The sequence below is a fragment of the Chromobacterium sp. Ag138 genome (genome assembly GCF_055181315.1).
This window is the reverse complement of the sequence record NZ_JBUPWA010000001.1, coordinates 4,031,042-4,047,946: the sequence shown is the minus strand read 5'-3', so window position 1 is coordinate 4,047,946 and position 16,905 is coordinate 4,031,042. Positions and strand designations below refer to the sequence as shown.

The 16,905-nt window shown below is 63.7% G+C and carries 17 protein-coding genes; 10 read left to right on the top strand and 7 right to left on the bottom strand.

Annotation, left to right across the window (positions count from 1 at the left end):
- Positions 1–8 precede the first annotated feature (8 nt).
- The 8 genes from hscA (at position 9) to ACY3GB_RS18985 (ending at position 6,428) form a co-directional block, all read left to right on the top strand.
- Positions 9–1,868 carry a Fe-S protein assembly chaperone HscA gene (gene hscA, locus ACY3GB_RS19020; RefSeq protein ID WP_463090103.1) on the top strand — a complete coding sequence of 620 codons (1,860 nt, stop codon included), beginning with the start codon at positions 9–11 and terminating at the stop codon, positions 1,866–1,868.
- A 9-nt stretch (positions 1,869–1,877) separates the two neighbouring features.
- The gene (fdx, locus tag ACY3GB_RS19015; RefSeq protein WP_021478295.1) at positions 1,878–2,219 is read left to right on the top strand and encodes an ISC system 2Fe-2S type ferredoxin; all 342 of its coding nucleotides are present in this window, start codon (positions 1,878–1,880) and stop codon (positions 2,217–2,219) included.
- A 16-nt stretch (positions 2,220–2,235) separates the two neighbouring features.
- A complete protein-coding gene (iscX, locus tag ACY3GB_RS19010) occupies positions 2,236–2,430 on the top strand; it encodes a Fe-S cluster assembly protein IscX (RefSeq protein ID WP_463090102.1) in 195 nt (64 codons plus the stop codon).
- A 136-nt stretch (positions 2,431–2,566) separates the two neighbouring features.
- The gene (locus tag ACY3GB_RS19005; RefSeq protein WP_463090101.1) at positions 2,567–3,202 is read left to right on the top strand and encodes a glutathione S-transferase family protein; all 636 of its coding nucleotides are present in this window, start codon (positions 2,567–2,569) and stop codon (positions 3,200–3,202) included.
- Positions 3,203–3,293: 91 nt separating this feature from the next.
- Entirely contained in the window at positions 3,294–3,908 is a 615-nt protein-coding gene (gene udk / locus ACY3GB_RS19000; protein WP_463090100.1) for a uridine kinase, read from the top strand.
- A gap of 129 nt (positions 3,909–4,037) precedes the next feature.
- Entirely contained in the window at positions 4,038–4,370 is a 333-nt protein-coding gene (locus ACY3GB_RS18995) for a hypothetical protein (protein WP_463090099.1), read from the top strand.
- Positions 4,371–5,032: 662 nt separating this feature from the next.
- Complete coding sequence (locus tag ACY3GB_RS18990) at positions 5,033–5,554, top strand: AidA/PixA family protein (RefSeq protein ID WP_463090098.1); 522 nt, start codon at positions 5,033–5,035, stop codon at positions 5,552–5,554.
- 424 nt (positions 5,555–5,978) lie between these two features.
- Positions 5,979–6,428: an LEA/WHy family protein gene (locus ACY3GB_RS18985; RefSeq protein WP_463090097.1), complete on the top strand. Its 450-nt coding sequence runs from the start codon at positions 5,979–5,981 to the stop codon at positions 6,426–6,428.
- Here the strand turns inward: ACY3GB_RS18985 and ACY3GB_RS18980 are convergent, their stop codons facing one another.
- From ACY3GB_RS18980 to ACY3GB_RS18965, 4 genes are all read right to left on the bottom strand, one after another.
- The gene (locus ACY3GB_RS18980; RefSeq protein ID WP_231179512.1) at positions 6,429–6,872 is read right to left on the bottom strand and encodes a hypothetical protein; all 444 of its coding nucleotides are present in this window, start codon (positions 6,870–6,872) and stop codon (positions 6,429–6,431) included.
- A gap of 97 nt (positions 6,873–6,969) precedes the next feature.
- Positions 6,970–8,853, bottom strand: a complete 1,884-nt coding sequence (locus ACY3GB_RS18975) for a methyl-accepting chemotaxis protein (protein ID WP_463090096.1) — start codon at positions 8,851–8,853, stop codon at positions 6,970–6,972.
- Positions 8,854–9,131: 278 nt separating this feature from the next.
- Positions 9,132–11,018, bottom strand: coding sequence for a methyl-accepting chemotaxis protein (locus tag ACY3GB_RS18970; RefSeq protein ID WP_463090095.1), 1,887 nt, complete (start codon positions 11,016–11,018; stop codon positions 9,132–9,134).
- 103 nt (positions 11,019–11,121) lie between these two features.
- Complete coding sequence (locus ACY3GB_RS18965) at positions 11,122–12,081, bottom strand: LysR family transcriptional regulator (RefSeq protein WP_463090094.1); 960 nt, start codon at positions 12,079–12,081, stop codon at positions 11,122–11,124.
- A gap of 86 nt (positions 12,082–12,167) precedes the next feature.
- Here ACY3GB_RS18965 and ACY3GB_RS18960 point away from each other — a divergent pair, with 86 nt between their 5' ends.
- Entirely contained in the window at positions 12,168–13,673 is a 1,506-nt protein-coding gene (locus tag ACY3GB_RS18960; protein WP_463090093.1) for an MFS transporter, read from the top strand.
- A 45-nt stretch (positions 13,674–13,718) separates the two neighbouring features.
- Entirely contained in the window at positions 13,719–14,360 is a 642-nt protein-coding gene (locus tag ACY3GB_RS18955; RefSeq protein ID WP_463090092.1) for a TetR/AcrR family transcriptional regulator, read from the top strand.
- 100 nt (positions 14,361–14,460) lie between these two features.
- On the opposite strand, the gene sucD is transcribed toward ACY3GB_RS18955, so the two are convergent.
- The 3 genes from sucD to ACY3GB_RS18940 form a co-directional block, all read right to left on the bottom strand.
- Positions 14,461–15,345, bottom strand: a complete 885-nt coding sequence (sucD, locus tag ACY3GB_RS18950; RefSeq protein WP_259043276.1) for a succinate--CoA ligase subunit alpha — start codon at positions 15,343–15,345, stop codon at positions 14,461–14,463.
- A gap of 27 nt (positions 15,346–15,372) precedes the next feature.
- Positions 15,373–16,545 (bottom strand): ADP-forming succinate--CoA ligase subunit beta, encoded by a 1,173-nt coding sequence (sucC, locus tag ACY3GB_RS18945; RefSeq protein WP_021478969.1) that lies wholly within the window; start codon positions 16,543–16,545, stop codon positions 15,373–15,375.
- Positions 16,546–16,642: 97 nt separating this feature from the next.
- A complete protein-coding gene (locus ACY3GB_RS18940; RefSeq protein WP_343481283.1) occupies positions 16,643–16,894 on the bottom strand; it encodes a hypothetical protein in 252 nt (83 codons plus the stop codon).
- Positions 16,895–16,905: the final 11 nt, after the last annotated feature.

The window sequence follows — 16,905 nt, the reverse complement described above, 5'->3', positions numbered from 1 at the left end:
ATCAAGACATGGCTCTACTGCAAATCGCCGAACCCGGCCTCTCAGCCGCCCCCCACCAGCATCGTCTGGCCGTGGGCATCGACCTCGGCACCACCAATTCTCTGGTCGCCACCGTCAGGAGCGGCTCCGCCGCCGTGCTGCCTGACGCGAACGGCCGCAGCCTGCTGCCGTCGGTGGTGCGCTACGGCGACGAGGGCGTGCTGGCGGTCGGCTACGACGCGCAGAAGGAACAAAACCGCGATCCGCACAATACCATCGTCTCGGTGAAGCGCTTCATGGGCCGCGGCGTCAGCGACATCAAGGATGCCGGCAGCCTGCCCTACCGCTTCGTCGACGCGCCGGGCATGGTGCAGCTGGTCACCCGCGCCGGCGTCAAGAGCCCGGTCGAGGTGTCGTCCGACATCCTGCGCGCGCTCAAAGACCGCGCCGAAGAAAGCCTGGGCGGCGAGCTGACCGGCGCGGTGATCACCGTGCCCGCCTACTTCGACGACGCCCAGCGCCAGGCCACCAAGGACGCCGCGCGCCTGGCCGGCCTCAATGTGCTGCGCCTGTTGAACGAACCCACCGCCGCCGCCATCGCCTACGGCCTGGACAACGGCAGCGAAGGCACATACGTCGTATACGATCTAGGCGGAGGCACGCTGGACGTGTCCATCCTGCGGCTGACCCGCGGCGTGTTCGAGGTGCTGGCCACCAGCGGCGACTCCGCGCTGGGCGGCGACGATTTCGACCACCGCGTGTTCTGCTGGCTGCTGGAGCAGGCCGGGGTGACCGCGCCGTCGGCGCACGACATGCGCCTGCTGCACACCCGCGCCCGCGAAGCCAAGGAAGCGCTGACCGACCACGCCAGCACTCGCGTCACCGCGATCCTGTCCGACGGCCAGTCGCTGGATCTGGAGCTGGACCAGGCCACGCTGCACGCCATCACCAAGACGCTAGTCGACAAGACCCTGACGCCGGTGCGCAAGGCGCTGCGCGACGCCAGGATCGCGCCCGAGGACATCCAGGGCGTGGTGATGGTGGGCGGCGCCACCCGCATGCCGCACGTGCAGAAGGCCGTCGCCGACTACTTCGGCCGCGCGCCGCTGACCAACCTGGACCCGGACAAGGTGGTGGCGCTCGGCGCCGCCATCCAGGCCAATGTGCTGGCCGGCAACAAGCAGGACGACGAGTGGCTGCTGCTCGACGTGCTGCCGCTGTCGCTGGGCATCGAGACCATGGGCGGCCTGACCGAGAAGATCATCCCGCGCAACAGCACCATCCCGGTGGCGCGCGCGCAGGACTTCACCACCTTCAAGGACGGCCAGACCGCGATGTCCATCCACGTGCTGCAGGGCGAGCGCGAGCTGGTCTCCGATTGCCGCAGCCTGGCCAAGTTCACGCTGACCGGCATTCCGCCGATGGTGGCGGGCGCCGCGCGCATCCGCATCACCTTCCAGGTGGACGCCGACGGCCTGCTGTCGGTCACCGCGCGCGAACAGACCTCGGGCGTGGAGTCCAGCATCGAGGTCAAGCCATCCTACGGCCTGTCCGACGACGAGATCAGCCGCATGCTGACCGACTCCCTGGCCAACGTGCAGGAAGACATCGAGGCGCGCAAGCTGCGCGAGGCCATCGTCGACGCCGAAAGCCTGCGCGACGCCACCGTCAACGCGCTGGCGCTGGACGGCGATCTGCTGGACGACGCCGAGCGCGCCGCAGTGGAAGCCGCCGCCGCCGCGGTGGGCGCCGCCATCGCCGAGGGTGTCACCCGCCGCATCAACGAGGCCAGCGCCGCGCTGAACCACGCCACCGAAACCTTCGCCTCCCGCCGCATGGACCGCAACATCCAGCGCGCGCTGAAGGGCCACAAGATTACCGATCTGTAAGGATACGCCATGCCGCGCATCATCGTTTTGCCCCATCCGGACCTGTGTCCGGAAGGTGCCGTGATAGACAACGTAGAAACCGGCCAGAGCATCTGCGACGCCCTGCTCGCCCACGACATCGAAATCGAGCACGCCTGTGAGATGTCCTGCGCCTGCACCACCTGCCACTGCATCGTCCGCGAAGGCGGCAACTCGCTGAACGAGGCCGACGAGCTGGAAGAAGACCTGCTGGACAAGGCCTGGGGCCTGGAGGCGCAATCGCGCCTGTCGTGCCAGGCCATCGTCGCCGACGAAGACCTGGTCATCGAAATTCCCAAGTACACGATCAACCACGCTAGAGAACACCACTGAAGGGAGGGCAAGCAGCATGAAATGGACCGACGTGAACGACATCGCCATCGAACTGGCCGAAGCCCATCCCGAGGTGGATCCCAAGTCCGTGCGCTTCGTCGACCTGCACAACTGGGTGGTGGACCTGCCCGGCTTCGACGATGATCACGCCCGCGGCGGCGAGCGCGTGCTGGAGGCGATCCAGCAGGCGTGGATAGACGAAGCGGAGTGATGCCGCTTCACGGCAAAGGCCCCGCAAAACGGGGCCTTTGTCTTGCGGCCATGCCGGCGCGTGAAAATCGCCGCCGGCAGGTTTATCATCGATAGACGCGCGCCGGCCTTCGCCGGCGCCCCGCTACGGAGCCGCCATGTTCACCCTGATCATCGGCAACAAGAACTACTCCCCCTGGTCGCTGCGCCCCTGGCTGCTGCTGAAGATGCTGGACGAGCCGTTCAAGGAGCAGCAGATCGATCTCTACCTGTCCGACAGCAAGGCCCGCATCCTGGCCGCCAATCCAGCCGGCAAGGTGCCGGTGCTGGTGGACGACAAGCTCAGGATATGGGACTCGCTGGCGATCAGCGAATACCTGGCCGAATGCTTCCCCTCCGCCGGACTGTGGCCCACCGACAGCGCGCTGCGCGCTGTCGCCCGCTCCATCGTCGCCGAGGTCCACTCCGGTTTTTCCGCGCTACGCGAAAACCTGCCGATGGACATCACGCTGCGCCAGGTCGACTACGAGAGCTCGCCGGCGCTGGAATCCGACATCGCCCGCGTGATCGCCCTATGGGAGGAACAGCGCGAGCGGCACGTCGCCGACGGCGAATTCCTGTTCGGCGGCTTCACCATCGCCGACGCCTGCTTCGCGCCGATCTGCACCTGCTTCCAGACCTACAACGTCAAGCTGCCCGAGCGCTCGCAAGCCTATGTCCGCCATATCCTGTCCCTGCCCGCCATGCAGGAATGGTATTCGGCGGCGGCGGCGGAAAGAAAACGCCCGTTCTGAGTCAGAGAATGTCGCAAAACGGGTGGATCAACGCGCCATAAGTCATTAGAATGGCGCGTTTTTTACATTTTCATTACGTCAAGGATTTCACATGAGCACCCCGTTCATCATTGGCGTTGCCGGCGGCAGCGGCAGCGGAAAAACCACGGTAACCAACAAGGTGCTGGAGACCATTGGTTCCGAGATGGCGGCGGTGATCATCCAAGACTACTACTATCGCGACCAGAGCCACCTGACCTTCGAACAGCGCCTGGGCACCAACTACGACCATCCGCAAGCATTCGACTGGCCGCTGCTGATCGCCCACATCGACGACCTGCGCAACGGCCGCGCCATCGAGATGCCGGTGTATGATTTCTCCAACCACACCCGCTCCGACCAGACCGTCACCGTGCAGCCGGCGCCGGTGATCGTGATCGAAGGCCTGTTCCCGCTGTACGACGCCGCGCTGCGCGAGATGATGTCGCTGAAGATCTTCGTCGACACCGATTCCGACGTCCGCTTCATCCGCCGCCTGAAACGCGACATCGCCGAGCGCGGCCGCACCATGGAAAACGTGATCGAGCAATACCTGTCCACCGTGCGCCCGATGCACAACCAGTTCATCGAGCCGACCAAGCGCTTCGCCGACGTGATCCTGCCGCACGGCGCCAACGATCCGGCGGTGGACATCATCACCACCAAGGTCGCCAGCCTGATGGTGTGACGGCGCAGGACGCCAAGCACGCGAAAGCCGCCCCTGGGCGGCTTTTTGCTTGCCCGGTTGACGCCGCCGGCCGCGCGGACGGACAATCGCCGCTCGCGCCATCCCGGCGCGCGCAACCAAGGAAACACGATGCACACCATCAAACCGCGCAATCCGCTGGCTTGCGCAGCCATCCTGAAAAAGGGAGGTGCCCACGGCCGCAGCCGATCCGGCCTGCGCCAATCTCAGAAACACTCGCTCTGGGCGGAACTGGAAGACTGGCGCGAAGAGCGCGACCAGCAGCCGATGGCCGCCAACCGCGGCCAGGACGCCGATGAGGCGTCTTTCTCCGCCGAGTTTCCAAAAGCAACAGGCCATCATCCGATGGCCTGTTGCTTTTGGATGCTCGTCCACTCGCATAATCAGACAATAGCTCTCCGAGCCCACAAAGCCCCCTGTCACAACCCAGCCTCGCATGTCTAGCCCTTAGGCTAAAGCGGCGATCACATCCCGCCAGCCAATCCACGTTCGTCGAGATGAACGTGAAGCACTCCCTCTTGAGAATAAGCCAGCCATATAACCAACCCTCATTTCCATCAGTATAACCTCTTAGCTAAACCGTATTTACCCCATCCTAAAGATCAGTTTAAGCACAATATATATTAGCCACGACTGTTATCAGAAATTTTTCCAACAATAAAATTCCCGCCACCTGAGTGCCGGAAAATACTTATAAGGCAGAGAATGCTTGCATATAAAAAAATGATCTACTAATTTGATCATGCATGCCCAGACCCGCTGGCATTTTGTCTGGAAGAAAACGATTCCCAGTCATCCTCCATACCGGGCACAGGCAAACTCTCCATTTCCGACACTCACTCCGGTGCCAAAATATCACTACTCACGCCCGCGAGCTGCGTCAGAATATAAAGTTTCCTTATAGATAAACTGGGAACAGATTTTTACTCCAGCCAGACCAACTGGTCTTTAGGCATGCAGCCTTTCCTAGTCGCAAGCGAGGAAAGCCATTCGCCAAACGTCTGGGATAAAAACCGGCGATGCCGGCGCGAATCGAGACAGCCATTCACTCGGCAAAGTCTGAGCGCGACATGCATCGCTCTCACACGACGCAGAAAGGAAACAAAATGAGCAAGACTATCAACATCCTGGTTGCAGTCAACGCGGAGAAGCTCGCCCAGCAAGTCGAAGACAAAATGCTATCGCCGGGGACAAAGGATCGCCCGACCAACTTAGGCTCCTATCAACAATCCGACGTCTTCATTTCCATGCTGACGCAAAGCCAATATACCAGCAATCAGGGAAGCTCGGAGTTGACGGTCCGCGCCAATTCCGGCGACAATATCCGCTGGACCATGGCCACTTTCGACGCCGGGTCTGACTATTCCGCATTTATTTACAACAGCACCTTCACCCCACCTAAAATCACTAATGTATCTTATCAGAACCTGCCAGTCCGGAATTACATTCCGAGCAACACTGAGCCGCTGATGGAATACAACGAACACATCTATGTCTGCCAGGGCACGGTCAACTCCGAAACCGCCGATACGGTTCAATACACGATGTCCTTTGCCGTGATCGACAACAGCAATGGCCAATATGTAGGCTATTTCATGTGGGATCCGTTCATCGCGATCAACAAGTAACCATCCTGGCCGGCCAAACCGGCCGGCCAGAAAGTTGGTTCACTCCTCACCTCTAGCCTTTATCGTCATAGCCAAGCGCTGGCGATCTCGGCAGCCGCCACGAACACGATTCGCCGCCATTGACCACGCGCGCCGCCAGCAGGGCTCCTCCCCTGCAACCTCCGCCAATTTCAACATGGCAGGCAGGTGAACAAAATCCCACGGAGCCATCCCCTGCCGCGTTGACCACCGCATCCACAACGTCCAAGCCAGATGACCCGCTCTCCTCGAACGCGCTCCAACTAGCACGAGAAGTCCAACGGAGGGATCCGCATCCACGGGGCCTGACATCATGCCGCGCAACAATTCAGCACATTACGTTTACACAAACGCACAGGAGAGGGCAGTAGAATGCCGGCATCGTCAAACTTGTTGGAATGCAGCCATGAAGAAGTGGATTAGCTCCTCACTGCTGCTGCTTTCGCTCGCCGGCTGCGGCAGCATGGGCCTGAAGAAGCCTGAAGTCAGCCTCAGCAATATCGAGCCCGGCAGCAGCACGCTGTTCGAGCAGAATTTCGCGGTGACGCTGCGCGTCGCCAACCCCAATCCCATCCCGCTGAACGCCAGCGGCGTCGACTTCGAGCTGATGCTGGGCGGCGAGAAACTGGGCGGGGGCAGCAGCAGCCAGCCGCTGTCCATCCCCTCGCGCGGCGAAGGCACGGTCACGCTGCAGGTGCATACCTCGCTCGCCGCCTGGATACGGCAGCTGGCCAACTGGCAGCAGCTGCCCGGCGGCAAGCTGAACTACGAGCTGCGCGGCCAGCTGCACGGCCTGGGCGGCTTCAAGGACCTGCCCTTCGACAACAAGGGCGAGTGGCAGCTGCCCAAGCGCTGATCACTGCTGCTCCACCGCCAGGCAGTTGTTGCCGTCGAAGCTGACGCTCAGCACTTCCTTGGTCTTCTTGTCGATGACGAAGTTGGTGGTGCATTCGTAGTGGACGGTGCCGCCGCCGGTCACGCCGTTGCTGACCCAGCGTCCCGGGGTTTCCACCACCCGGGACTGCCCGTCCTTGTCGGTCATCGTCAGCTTGGTGCCCGGCTCGTAACGGGTGTTTTCCTGCAGCGGCCGCTGCTCGGTGCTTTCCTTCACATAGGTGTACAGGCTGTTGCCGTTGGGCATCTGCATGGTCTTGGTCGGCGCGCCCCACTGCGCCAGCAGCTCGTTGACGTCGCGGCCCTGCCAGCGGTACACCTTCTGCGCATAGCCCTGCTGGGTGGGGAACATCGCGCAGCCGGCCAGGCTCAGCGCCAGCAACGGCAAGCATAACTTCTTCATCATTAGCCTTTTCCGATTGATAACGTTGCGACATTCTCGCGTCTGGGCAATAAAAACGCCAGCCCGCGGGCTGGCGTCGGCGCCGGGAAACGGCTCCCGTTTACAATTTGAAGCGGCTGAACGCCTGCCGCATGCCGCGCGCCACCCCGTCCAGCGTGCTCAAGGTCCGCTGCGCGCTTTGCAGCGCCGCATCGGAATCCAGGATCTTGTTGTTGATCGACTCGGTGCTCTGCGCCATCGCGGTGGTGGCGTTATGCTGCTCGCCGGTGGACAGCGCCACATCGCCGATCTTCTCCACCACCAGCTTCATCGCGCGGGTGATGTCCACCAGGCGCTCGCGCGCCAGCTCGGTCTGCGCCGCGCTGCCGTCCACCGCGCCTATGGTGCTGTCCATATTGCCCACTGCCTTGCCGGTCTCAGCCAGGATGTTCTGCACCATGTCGCCGATCTCGACGGTGGCGCTGCCGGTGCGCTCGGCCAGCTTGCGCACTTCGTCGGCCACCACGGCGAAGCCGCGGCCCTGCTCGCCGGCGCGGGCGGCTTCGATCGCCGCATTCAGCGCCAACAGATTGGTCTGGTCGGCGATGTCGCGGATCACGCCTGTGATCTTGGAGATTTCCTGCGAGCGCTGCTGCAGCGAAGCCAGCAATGCCGACAGCTCACCCACCGACCGGCTGGTGCGCGCCATTTCGCCGCTGATGCGCTGCAGCTCCTCGGCGCTGGCCTGGGAATTGGCGCCGGTGTCGCGCGCCAGTTCGTCGGTTTCGCGGGTGGCGTCGGCGATGTGGGAAATGCTCACCGTCACCTGCTCGATCGCCGCGGCGTTGGAGCTGGAGATGTCGGCCAGCATGTGAGAATCCTCGGCCAGCCGCGCCACGTCGGCGCCGACCGCGATCACCCCTTGCGCCAGTTGCTCGGCTTCGGAGCGCAGCTCGCGGAACATGGCGTTCAGGCGGCCGACGAACTGGTTGAACGCCTCGGCCATCTGCGCCACTTCATCGCTGCCCTCCGCCTCGATGCGGCGGGTCAGGTCGCCTTCGCCCTGCGATATCTCGCGCAGCGCGTCGCGCACCTGGAACAGGCCGCGCAGCAAACGGCGCAGATACGCGCCGGCCAGCAGCTGGGTGACGGCCAGCGCCGCCAGCAGCGACAGCGCCATCGACACCATCATCTGCCGCAACGGCGCGTCCAGCAGCTCGCGGTCCACCACCACGCCCAGCACCCAGTCGCTGCCCTCCACCGAGCTCAGCCGCAGCATGCGGCTCACGCCGTCCAGCTGCACCGTCGCCAATTCCGGCTTGTCCAGCAAGCCGGCGATGCGAGCGGCGTCCATGCCCGGCATCAGCTCGGACAAGGGCTTGAGCGCGGCGTCGCCCTTGGGATAGGCTATCAGCTTGCCGTCCTTGCCCATCAGGAACACGAAGCCGTTGCCCGGCAAAGACACCGACAGCACCGACTTCACCAGCTGGCCGATGGCGATATCGCCGCCGACCACCTTGTTGCCGGCCGGCAAGGCCTGGGCCACGGTGATCACCAGATCCTTGATCGACGCGCTGGCGGGCTTGTACGGCGCGGTGACGGTCACGCCGCCCTGCGCCTTGGCCGCCTTGAACCAGGCGCGCGAGGCCGGATCGTAGTCAGGATTGGGTTTCTGCTTGCCGGGAATGGAATACACCATGCCCTTGCTGTCGCCGTCGCCGACGAAGATCTGGGCATAACCGCCGGCTTCGGCCAGTTGCTGCAGATACAGGGTGGGGTCGCTCTCGCCGCCGTGGCGCACGGCGCTGGCGATGATCTGCTTGCGCTGTTCCAGCCAGGACGAGACGAATCGCTGCTGGCCGGTGATGGCCAGGTCCAGCTGGGTGGAAACGCTGGCAGACAGGTTGTCGCGGAATTGGAAATAGGCGCTGACGGCGGTGCTCAGCGTGGCCACCAGCATGGCCAGCGCCAGCAGCAGGGCAATCTTGCTTCGTATGGATTTCATGGCAATCGACTTGTAGCTTCTCTCTCGTTGCCAATCCTCCGGACAGCGAAAAGGGCGTCGACGACGCCCTTTGTGTTCCGCCGACTCGCGTCGGCGCATGCCGTTCATCACGGCTTGTAAGGATTGGCGCGTATTCAGACCGGGCGGATTGTAAACAACGTTTACAAGAACGGGGATAAAGCGCCAATCAATTATGCAAATGGTTTTGATTTTCCTGAAAAAAAACCCGCCAAACCATGGCTTTTTCGCCACACCGGCAAGCCGGCGCGGCGAAAAGCTTACAGCTTGAAGCGACCGAACGCGCCCTGCATATTGTGGGCCAGCTGCTTCAGCGACTCCAGCGTCTGCATCGCGCCCTGCAGCGCGGCGTCGGAGTCCAGGATCTGGTTGTTGATGGACTCGGTGCTCTGCGCCATCGCCGTAGTGGCGTTGTGCTGCTCGCTGGTGGACAGCGCCACGTCGCCGATCTTGTCTATCACCTGCTGCATCGCGTCGCTGATGGCGATCAGTCGGCCGCGCGCCTGGCTGGTCAGCTCCACGCTGGTATCCACCGCGCCGACGGTGCGCTGCATATTGCCCACCGCCTTGCCGGTTTCGCTCAGGATGTTCTCCACCATCTCGCTGATTTCCACCGTCGCCTTGCCGGTGCGCTCGGCCAGCTTGCGCACTTCGTCGGCCACCACGGCGAAGCCGCGTCCCTGCTCGCCGGCGCGCGCCGCTTCGATCGCCGCGTTCAGCGCCAACAGATTGGTCTGGTCGGCGATGTCGCTGATCACGTTGGTGATCTTGGAGATTTCCTGCGAACGCTGCTCCAGCGAAGCCAGCAGCGCCGACAGCTCGCTCACCGACTGGCTGGTCTGCTCCATCTCGTTGCTGATGCGCTGCATGTCGCCGGCGCTCTCGCGCGAGTGTTCGCCGGTGTTGCGCGCCAGCGAATCGGTCTCGCGGGTGGCATCGGCGATATGCGAGATGCTGACGGTCACCTCCTCGATCGCCGCGGCGTTGGAGCTGGAGATGTCGGCCAGACGGTGCGAATCGGCAGCCACCTGCTTCACCGCGCCGCCCACTTCGATCACGCCGTGCGCCAGTTGGTCGGCTTCTCCGCGCAGCTCGCGGAACATGCCGTTCAGGCGGGCGACGAACTGGTTGAACGCCTCGGCGGTCTGCGCCACTTCGTCTTCGCCGTGGATCTCGATGCGGCGGGTCAGATCGCCTTCGCCCTGCGAGATTTCATGCATGGCGTCGCGCACCTGGATCAGGCCGCGCAGCAGGCGGGTCAGGTAGCCGGAGCTCAGCGCCACCAGCACCAGCAGCACGATGACCACGCCGCCGGAGATCAGCCAGATCAGCTGGGTCACCGGCGCCAGCACCGCTTCCTCGTCGGCGGCCACGCCCATCACCCAGTCGGTGTTGGCCACCGGCTTCAGCGTCACCAGGAAAGTGCGGCCGTCGATGTCCAGCGGGGCCACGTCGCCGCTGCCCACCAATTGCTGGAAGCGGCTGTCGTCCAGGCCCGGGATCAGCTCGTTGATCGGGCGCAGCTCCTGGCCCGGCTTGGGATAGGCGATCACTTTGCCCTGGCGGGTCAGCAGGAAGGCATGGCCGTCGCCGGCCAGCTTGATGTCCAGCACCGACTTCACCAGCTTGTCGATCAGGATGTCGCCGCCGACCACGATCTCCTGGCCCTGGGCCTTGTCGGCGATGGTGATCACCAGCTTGTCCTTGGTCTCAGGCTCGGAATCCTTGTACGGATCGGTGACGATGATGCCGCCCTGCGCCTTGGCCTGCTGGTACCACGGGCGCTGCGCCGGCTGGTAGTCGGCGCTCGGCTTGGGACGGCCCGGCACCGAGTAGAACATCTCGCCGCTGTCGCCGTGGCCGGCATAGATGATGTTGAAGCCGCCGCCCTTGGCGATCTGCTGCAGGTAGTAGCTGGCCTGCGGGTCGCCGGCGCGGGACAGGCTGGCGGTGATCAGGTTCTTGCGCACGGTCAGCCATTCCGATACCAGCCCGCCCTGCAGCTGCAGAACCTGGGTGACCTCGCGCTTGGCTTCGTCGTAGGCATGATTGCGAATGTTCAGGCAGGCGATGACTGTCACGCTGATCGTGGCGACCAGAATGGACACCGCTGTCAACAAGATGAGCTTGTGTCGGATGGAGCGCATGAAATGATAAGCCGATGCTGATGAAAGCTTTATTATCCGTCATATCAGCTGGCACGCATTGTTAAAAATCACATACCATTTAAATACTTACAGCAAATTTAAATCAAACAGCGGTCAATCCTGCCTCTTCCTGCCTGCCGCGCCATGTCGCCGTCTGCCGCAGCAGCAGCGCGTGGATGAATTGCCGCAAGGGATCGGCGTCGCAGCGGGGATGCCAGACATGCTCGACGGCGATCTCCAGCATCGGGTCGGCCACCGGCCGCAGCGTCAGGCCGCCGGCTTCGGCGCGCAGCACCCGGCCGATCAACTCCGGCAGCACCGCCACCGCCGGCAGGCGCTCCAGCAGCAGCGGAATCGCCAGCAGGCTGGCGGTGGAGGCGATCACCCGCCGCGTCTGGCCATGCGCGGCCAGATAGTCGTCGACCAGGCTGGCGCTGTTGCCGATGTAGGACGTGTACAGGTGCGGCGGCTGCGCCAGCGACGCCGCGTCCAGCGCCTCCGGCATCGCCAGCCGACCGGCGTGGTGCGCGCAGACGAAGCGGCTGCGGAACAGCGCTTGCCGGGACAGCCGCGCGGCGCGCGCCGGAAAATGGCCGACGGCGCCGTCTATCCGCAGCGCCTCCAGCGCCGCCTCAGCCTCGCCGGCAGCCATCGCCGCCACCTCCAGCCGCAGGCCGGGCGCCTGCTGCTGCAAGGCGGCGATCAAATCCGGCAGCAGGGCCGCTTCCAGCAAGTCCGGCATCGCCAGCCGGTAAACGCCGTCCAGCGCCATCGGGTCGAATGCCGGCGGCGCCAGCAGCCGCTGCGCCTCGGCCAGCCACGCTTCCAGCGCCGGCAACAGCGCCTCGGCGTAAGGCGTGGCCGTCAGCCCGCGGCCGTCGCGGCACAGCAAGGGGTCGCCGCACTGCTGGCGCAGCTTTTTCAGGATATGGCTGACCGCCGGCTGGCCCAGGCATAGCAAGTCGGCGCTGCGGCTGACGCTGCGGGTGCTGAGCAGCGCGTGCAGGGCCACCAGGCTGTTCAGATCCAGCCGCCGCAGCTTCAGCGCGTCAATATCATTCACAGTAATGCATCCAATGAAAAACATCGATTTTATTAAATCATAAGCGCTTTCTACACTGGCGGCATCCCCACCCTCGGATGCCGCGCATGCACGCTTTTTCCCATCAACCCCACTGGAGCCGGCTGGCGGCGATCGCGCTGATCGCCTGGCTGGAATTCCTGCAGAACGGCCTGCTCAATTTCGCCTCGTCGCAGGTGATGGGCGGCGTCGGCTCAGGTCCCGAGGAGTTCAGCCAGGCGGCGATGGCCTACGCGCTGTGCGCGGTGGTGACGCTGTTCAACCATCAATGGTGCGTCGAGCGCTTCGGCTCGCGCCGCCATCTGCAAGGCTCCATCCTGCTGTTCGCGCTGGGCGCGCTGATCGCGGCCGCCGCCTCGTCGCCGGCCGGTTTCATCGCCGGCCGCGCGGTGCAGGGGCTGGGCGGGGCCGCCTTCTTCACCGCCGCCCGTCTCGAAGTGGCGCAACTGCCGCCCGCCAAGCGGGGGGCGGGCCTGGTCGCCTTTGGCCAGGCGCTGCTCTTGGGCAGCGCGCTGGGGCCGCTGCTGGGCGGCGTCTTGCTGCAGGCCTATGGCTGGCGCGCGCTGTGCTGGGGCATCCTGCCCTTGCTGTTGCCCGCCTGGTGGGCGGCCGGCCAATTGCCGCTGCGGCCGCCCGCGCATCGACCCGCGCATTATCCGACCTGGACTTTCATGCTGCTGCTGGCCGCCGCCTTCCTGCTGCAGTGGCTGATCCAGCAAACGCCGTACCAGTTGTTCGCCCATCCTATATGGCTGGCCAGCCTCGCCGCGGCGGCCGTCGCCGTCTTCCTGCTGTTCCGCGCCGCGCATCGCCGCCAGGCATCCGACCGCCGCCGCTGGCGGCTGCTGCGCCGCCCCGGCTACCGGCTGGGACTCGTCGGCTACAGCTGCTGCTACCTGCTGGTATCGGCCAACAGCTACATCCTGCCGATGCTGTCGGTACAGGCGCTGGGCTTCGACCTGCCCACCAGCGGCATGCTGCTGTCGGTCAGCTACCTGGCCGGCATCGCCTTCGCGCTGCTGTACGCCAAGCTGCTGCTGAAGGGCCAGGCGCCCGGCCTGATGGAGACCATGGCCTATGGCTGCCTGCTGCTGGCCGGCTACGGCTGGTTGATGAGCGGCCTGAACGGCGAGGCGACGCTGGGCCGCGTCGCCGCCATCCTGCTGCTCAACGGCGGCTTCATGTCGCTGTTCATCATGGCGGTGGCGCAAAGCGCCTTTCGCGGCATCGCTCCGTCAGCGTTCGGCCGCGCCTACCAGACTAAGAACATCGTGCGCCAGGTGTCGATCTCGGCCGGCGTCGCCTTGGCCAGCGTATTCATGCAGGCGCGCAACGCGCTGCATTACAGCCGTTTGTCCGAGCGTTTTTCCTGGAATTCGCCACAGTTTCTCGACTCATTGCATCAATTACGACAATTCATGCCCGATTTGAGCGATACTCAACACCTCGGAGTGCTGGCCGGCGAACTCGTCCGGCAAGCCACGCTGGTTTCCTGCCTCGACTTCTTCCGCCTGGAAAGTTGGATAGGCCTGGCGCTGGCAGCCTGCCTGCTCGCGGCCAGAAAGACCGGCTGAGCCGGCGCTCCGTGGCATCTGAGTTTCAGCGGGAAGAATCAAACCATGCGCAAAAGCGGCCAATCGGAGACCTTCAACAAGATTGTCGAAGCAAGCCTGCAACTGTTCAATCAGGAAGGCGAGCGCGTCATCACCACCAACCACATCGCCGAGCGGATGAACATCAGCACCGGCAAGCTCTACTATCACTTCCGCAACAAGGAAGAGATCATCAACGAGCTCTACCAGCGTTACGTCAAGGGCATGGCGGAGCAGCTGTCTTCGGCGCTCAGCCACAGCAACTCGATCGAGGCGATGGTGGTGGCGATGGAAAAGACGCTGCGCCACATCTGGAGCTTCCGCTTCCTGCCCAAGAGCCTGCCCAGCCTGTTCTGCGTCAATCCCCAACTGGAAGAAGAGCACCAGCAGCTGTCGCGCGGCCAGCTCAGCGGCAAGCTGGGCCAGCTGTTCACCCGCCTGCGCGAGCAGGGCATGATCCTGGTCGACGACCAGCAGCTCGTCCATCTGGTGCAGCACTTCCAGATGGTGCAGACCGGCTGGATCAGTACCATCAAGCAAAACGCCAGCGCGGCGGAACTGGACAAGCTGGTCCAATCCGGCTGCCGCAGCCTGATGTATCTGCTGACGCCCTACGTCAGCCCGCGCTTCCAGTCTCCGTTCGAGCGCGCCTGCGCGCGCTTCGCCTGAACGCCGCCGCTCCGACAGCGATAAAAAAACACCCCGCGAGCGATCGCGGGGTGTTTTGTTTCCAGCCTGCCGGCCCGGCTAGCGGACCGACGGTCCCGGTTTAGATCATGCCCTTGCTTTTCAGCAGGTCGAACATGGTCTTGCCGATTTCGGCCGGGCTGCGGGTGTAGGCGATGCCGGCCTTCTCGAAGGCCTTGAACTTCTCTTCCGCCGTGCCCTTGCCGCCGGAGATGATGGCGCCGGCGTGGCCCATGCGCTTGCCCTTCGGCGCGGTGACGCCGGCGATGTAGCCGACCACCGGCTTGGTCACGTAGGACTTGGCGAACTCGGCCGCTTCTTCCTCGGCGGAACCGCCGATTTCGCCGATCATCACGATGGCGTCGGTGTCCGGATCGTCCTGGAACAGCTTCAGAGCGTCGATGTGGCTGGTGCCCGGAATCGGGTCGCCGCCGATGCCGATGCAGGTGGACTGGCCCAGGCCCAGCGCGGTGGTTTGCGCCACGGCTTCATAGGTCAGCGTGCCGGAGCGCGACACGATGCCGATGCGGCCCGGGTTATGGATGTGCCACGGCATGATGCCGATCTTGCACTCGCCCGGGGTGATGATGCCGGGGCAGTTCGGGCCGATCAGGCGGATGCCGGCTTCGTCGACGGCCTTCTTCACGTACAGCATGTCCAGGGTCGGCACGCCTTCGGTGATGCAGACGATCAGCTTCACGCCGCTGTCGATGGCTTCCAGAATGGAATCCTTGGCGAAGGCTGCGGGCACGTAGATCACCGAGGCGTCGGCCTGGGTCTGACGCACGGCGTCCTTCATGGTGTTGAACACCGGCAGGCCCAGGTGCTCGGAACCGCCCTTGCCCGGGGTCACGCCGCCCACGACCTTGGTGCCGACCTTCAGCGCCTGTTCGGCGTGGAAGGTGCCGTTCTTGCCGGTGAAGCCTTGCACCAGCACTTTGGTGTCTTTATTTACCAATACGCTCATTTTGTATTCCTCAGCTCAGTGCGGGTCTCAGGCCACGGCCTTGACGGCGGCGACGATCTTCTCGGCAGCGTCGTTCAGACCCTGGGCGGAAGTCAGTTTCAGGCCGGATTCGTCCAGGATCTTGGCGCCCAGCTCGGCGTTGTTGCCTTCCAGACGGACCACGACCGGCACGGTCACGTTCACTTCCTTCACGGCGGCGATGATGGCTTCGGCGATCATGTCGCAGCGGACGATGCCGCCGAAGATGTTGATCAGCACGCCTTGCACCGAGGTGTCGGCCAGGATCAGCTTGAAGGCCTCGATCACGCGCTCTTTGGTCGCGCCGCCGCCGACGTCCAGGAAGTTGGCCGGCTGGCCGCCCTTCAGCTTGATGATGTCCATGGTGGCCATCGCCAGGCCGGCGCCGTTCACCATGCAACCGATATTGCCTTCCAGGGCCACGTAGTTCAGGTCGAACTCGGAAGCCTTCACTTCACGCTCGTTCTCCTGGCTCTTGTCGCGCTGGGCCAGCAGTTCCGGGTGGCGGTACAGGGCGTTGGAGTCCAGGTTGATCTTGCCGTCCACGCAAGCCAGCTCGCCGTTTTCGCGCAGCGCCAGCGGGTTCACTTCGAACAGGGCGAAGTCGTTCTCGACGAAAGCCTGGTAGGAGCCCAGCATCAGCTTGCTGAACGCGGCGATCTGCGCGCCGGACAGGCCCAGCGCGAAAGCGGCGTCGCGCGCCTGGAACGGCTGCATGCCGACCAGCGGGTCCACTTCGATCTTGATGATCTTTTCCGGGGTCTCTTCAGCCACCTTCTCGATTTCCACGCCGCCTTCGGTGGAAACCATGAACACGACGCGCTGGCTGCCGCGATCCACCACGGCGCCCAGGTACAGTTCGCGCTGCACCGGGTACATGTCTTCGCAGACCAGAACCGAGTTCACCGGCTGGCCGGCGGCGTCGGTCTGGTAGGTCACCAGGTTGGTGCCGATCAGGGTCTTGGCGACTTCGGCGGCTTCTTCGCGGCTCTTCACCACTTTCACGCCACCGGCCTTGCCGCGGCCGCCGGCGTGCACCTGGGCCTTCACGACGGCGAATTTGCCGCCCAGCTTGTCGTAAGCGGCAGCCGCTTCTTCCGGCGACTTGGCCAGAATGCCTTGTTGCACCGGCAGGCCGTAACGGCTCAGCAGCTCTTTCGCTTGGTATTCATGCAGGTTCATCTATGGTTTCCTTTATTGGAAATCAGACAGGTACTCGCCCCATCCTAATCTGCCTCTGCCGCTCAAAGCGGCAGCCATTTCTTCGCGGGAACACGTTTTACCATCTTGCCAGTCCCCATAACAAGACTGTTCCGAGAAATGCCACCCCCAGTGGCACTGGCAATCGCCCCCTAGCCCTTGCTGAGCAGATAAATACCGAGCAAGGAAAACTGAGGGCTGCGATGAGCAGCAAAACCCCGCGCAAGCCATCCAGCACGCCCGCTTCGTCAAAGGCGATTTTAATCACCCAAACCAGCGAACCCACCATCGCCAATATCACGATAATGACCAGATACATTGCCAGGGTCATGCCGCGTTCCC

What these genes read in the sequence shown, in the direction of transcription:
- hscA (WP_463090103.1), top strand. Translation starts at nt 9, where the DNA reads ATGGCTCTACTGCAAATCGCCGAACCCGGCCTCTCAGCCGCCCCCCAC.
- fdx (WP_021478295.1), top strand. Translation starts at nt 1,878, where the DNA reads ATGCCGCGCATCATCGTTTTGCCCCATCCGGACCTGTGTCCGGAAGGT.
- iscX (WP_463090102.1), top strand. Translation starts at nt 2,236, where the DNA reads ATGAAATGGACCGACGTGAACGACATCGCCATCGAACTGGCCGAAGCC.
- ACY3GB_RS19005 (WP_463090101.1), top strand. Translation starts at nt 2,567, where the DNA reads ATGTTCACCCTGATCATCGGCAACAAGAACTACTCCCCCTGGTCGCTG.
- udk (WP_463090100.1), top strand. Translation starts at nt 3,294, where the DNA reads ATGAGCACCCCGTTCATCATTGGCGTTGCCGGCGGCAGCGGCAGCGGA.
- ACY3GB_RS18995 (WP_463090099.1), top strand. Translation starts at nt 4,038, where the DNA reads ATGCACACCATCAAACCGCGCAATCCGCTGGCTTGCGCAGCCATCCTG.
- ACY3GB_RS18990 (WP_463090098.1), top strand. Translation starts at nt 5,033, where the DNA reads ATGAGCAAGACTATCAACATCCTGGTTGCAGTCAACGCGGAGAAGCTC.
- ACY3GB_RS18985 (WP_463090097.1), top strand. Translation starts at nt 5,979, where the DNA reads ATGAAGAAGTGGATTAGCTCCTCACTGCTGCTGCTTTCGCTCGCCGGC.
- ACY3GB_RS18980 (WP_231179512.1), bottom strand. Translation starts at nt 6,872, where the DNA reads ATGATGAAGAAGTTATGCTTGCCGTTGCTGGCGCTGAGCCTGGCCGGC.
- ACY3GB_RS18975 (WP_463090096.1), bottom strand. Translation starts at nt 8,853, where the DNA reads ATGAAATCCATACGAAGCAAGATTGCCCTGCTGCTGGCGCTGGCCATG.
- ACY3GB_RS18970 (WP_463090095.1), bottom strand. Translation starts at nt 11,018, where the DNA reads ATGCGCTCCATCCGACACAAGCTCATCTTGTTGACAGCGGTGTCCATT.
- ACY3GB_RS18960 (WP_463090093.1), top strand. Translation starts at nt 12,168, where the DNA reads ATGCACGCTTTTTCCCATCAACCCCACTGGAGCCGGCTGGCGGCGATC.
- ACY3GB_RS18955 (WP_463090092.1), top strand. Translation starts at nt 13,719, where the DNA reads ATGCGCAAAAGCGGCCAATCGGAGACCTTCAACAAGATTGTCGAAGCA.
- sucD (WP_259043276.1), bottom strand. Translation starts at nt 15,345, where the DNA reads ATGAGCGTATTGGTAAATAAAGACACCAAAGTGCTGGTGCAAGGCTTC.
- sucC (WP_021478969.1), bottom strand. Translation starts at nt 16,545, where the DNA reads ATGAACCTGCATGAATACCAAGCGAAAGAGCTGCTGAGCCGTTACGGC.
- ACY3GB_RS18940 (WP_343481283.1), bottom strand. Translation starts at nt 16,894, where the DNA reads ATGACCCTGGCAATGTATCTGGTCATTATCGTGATATTGGCGATGGTG.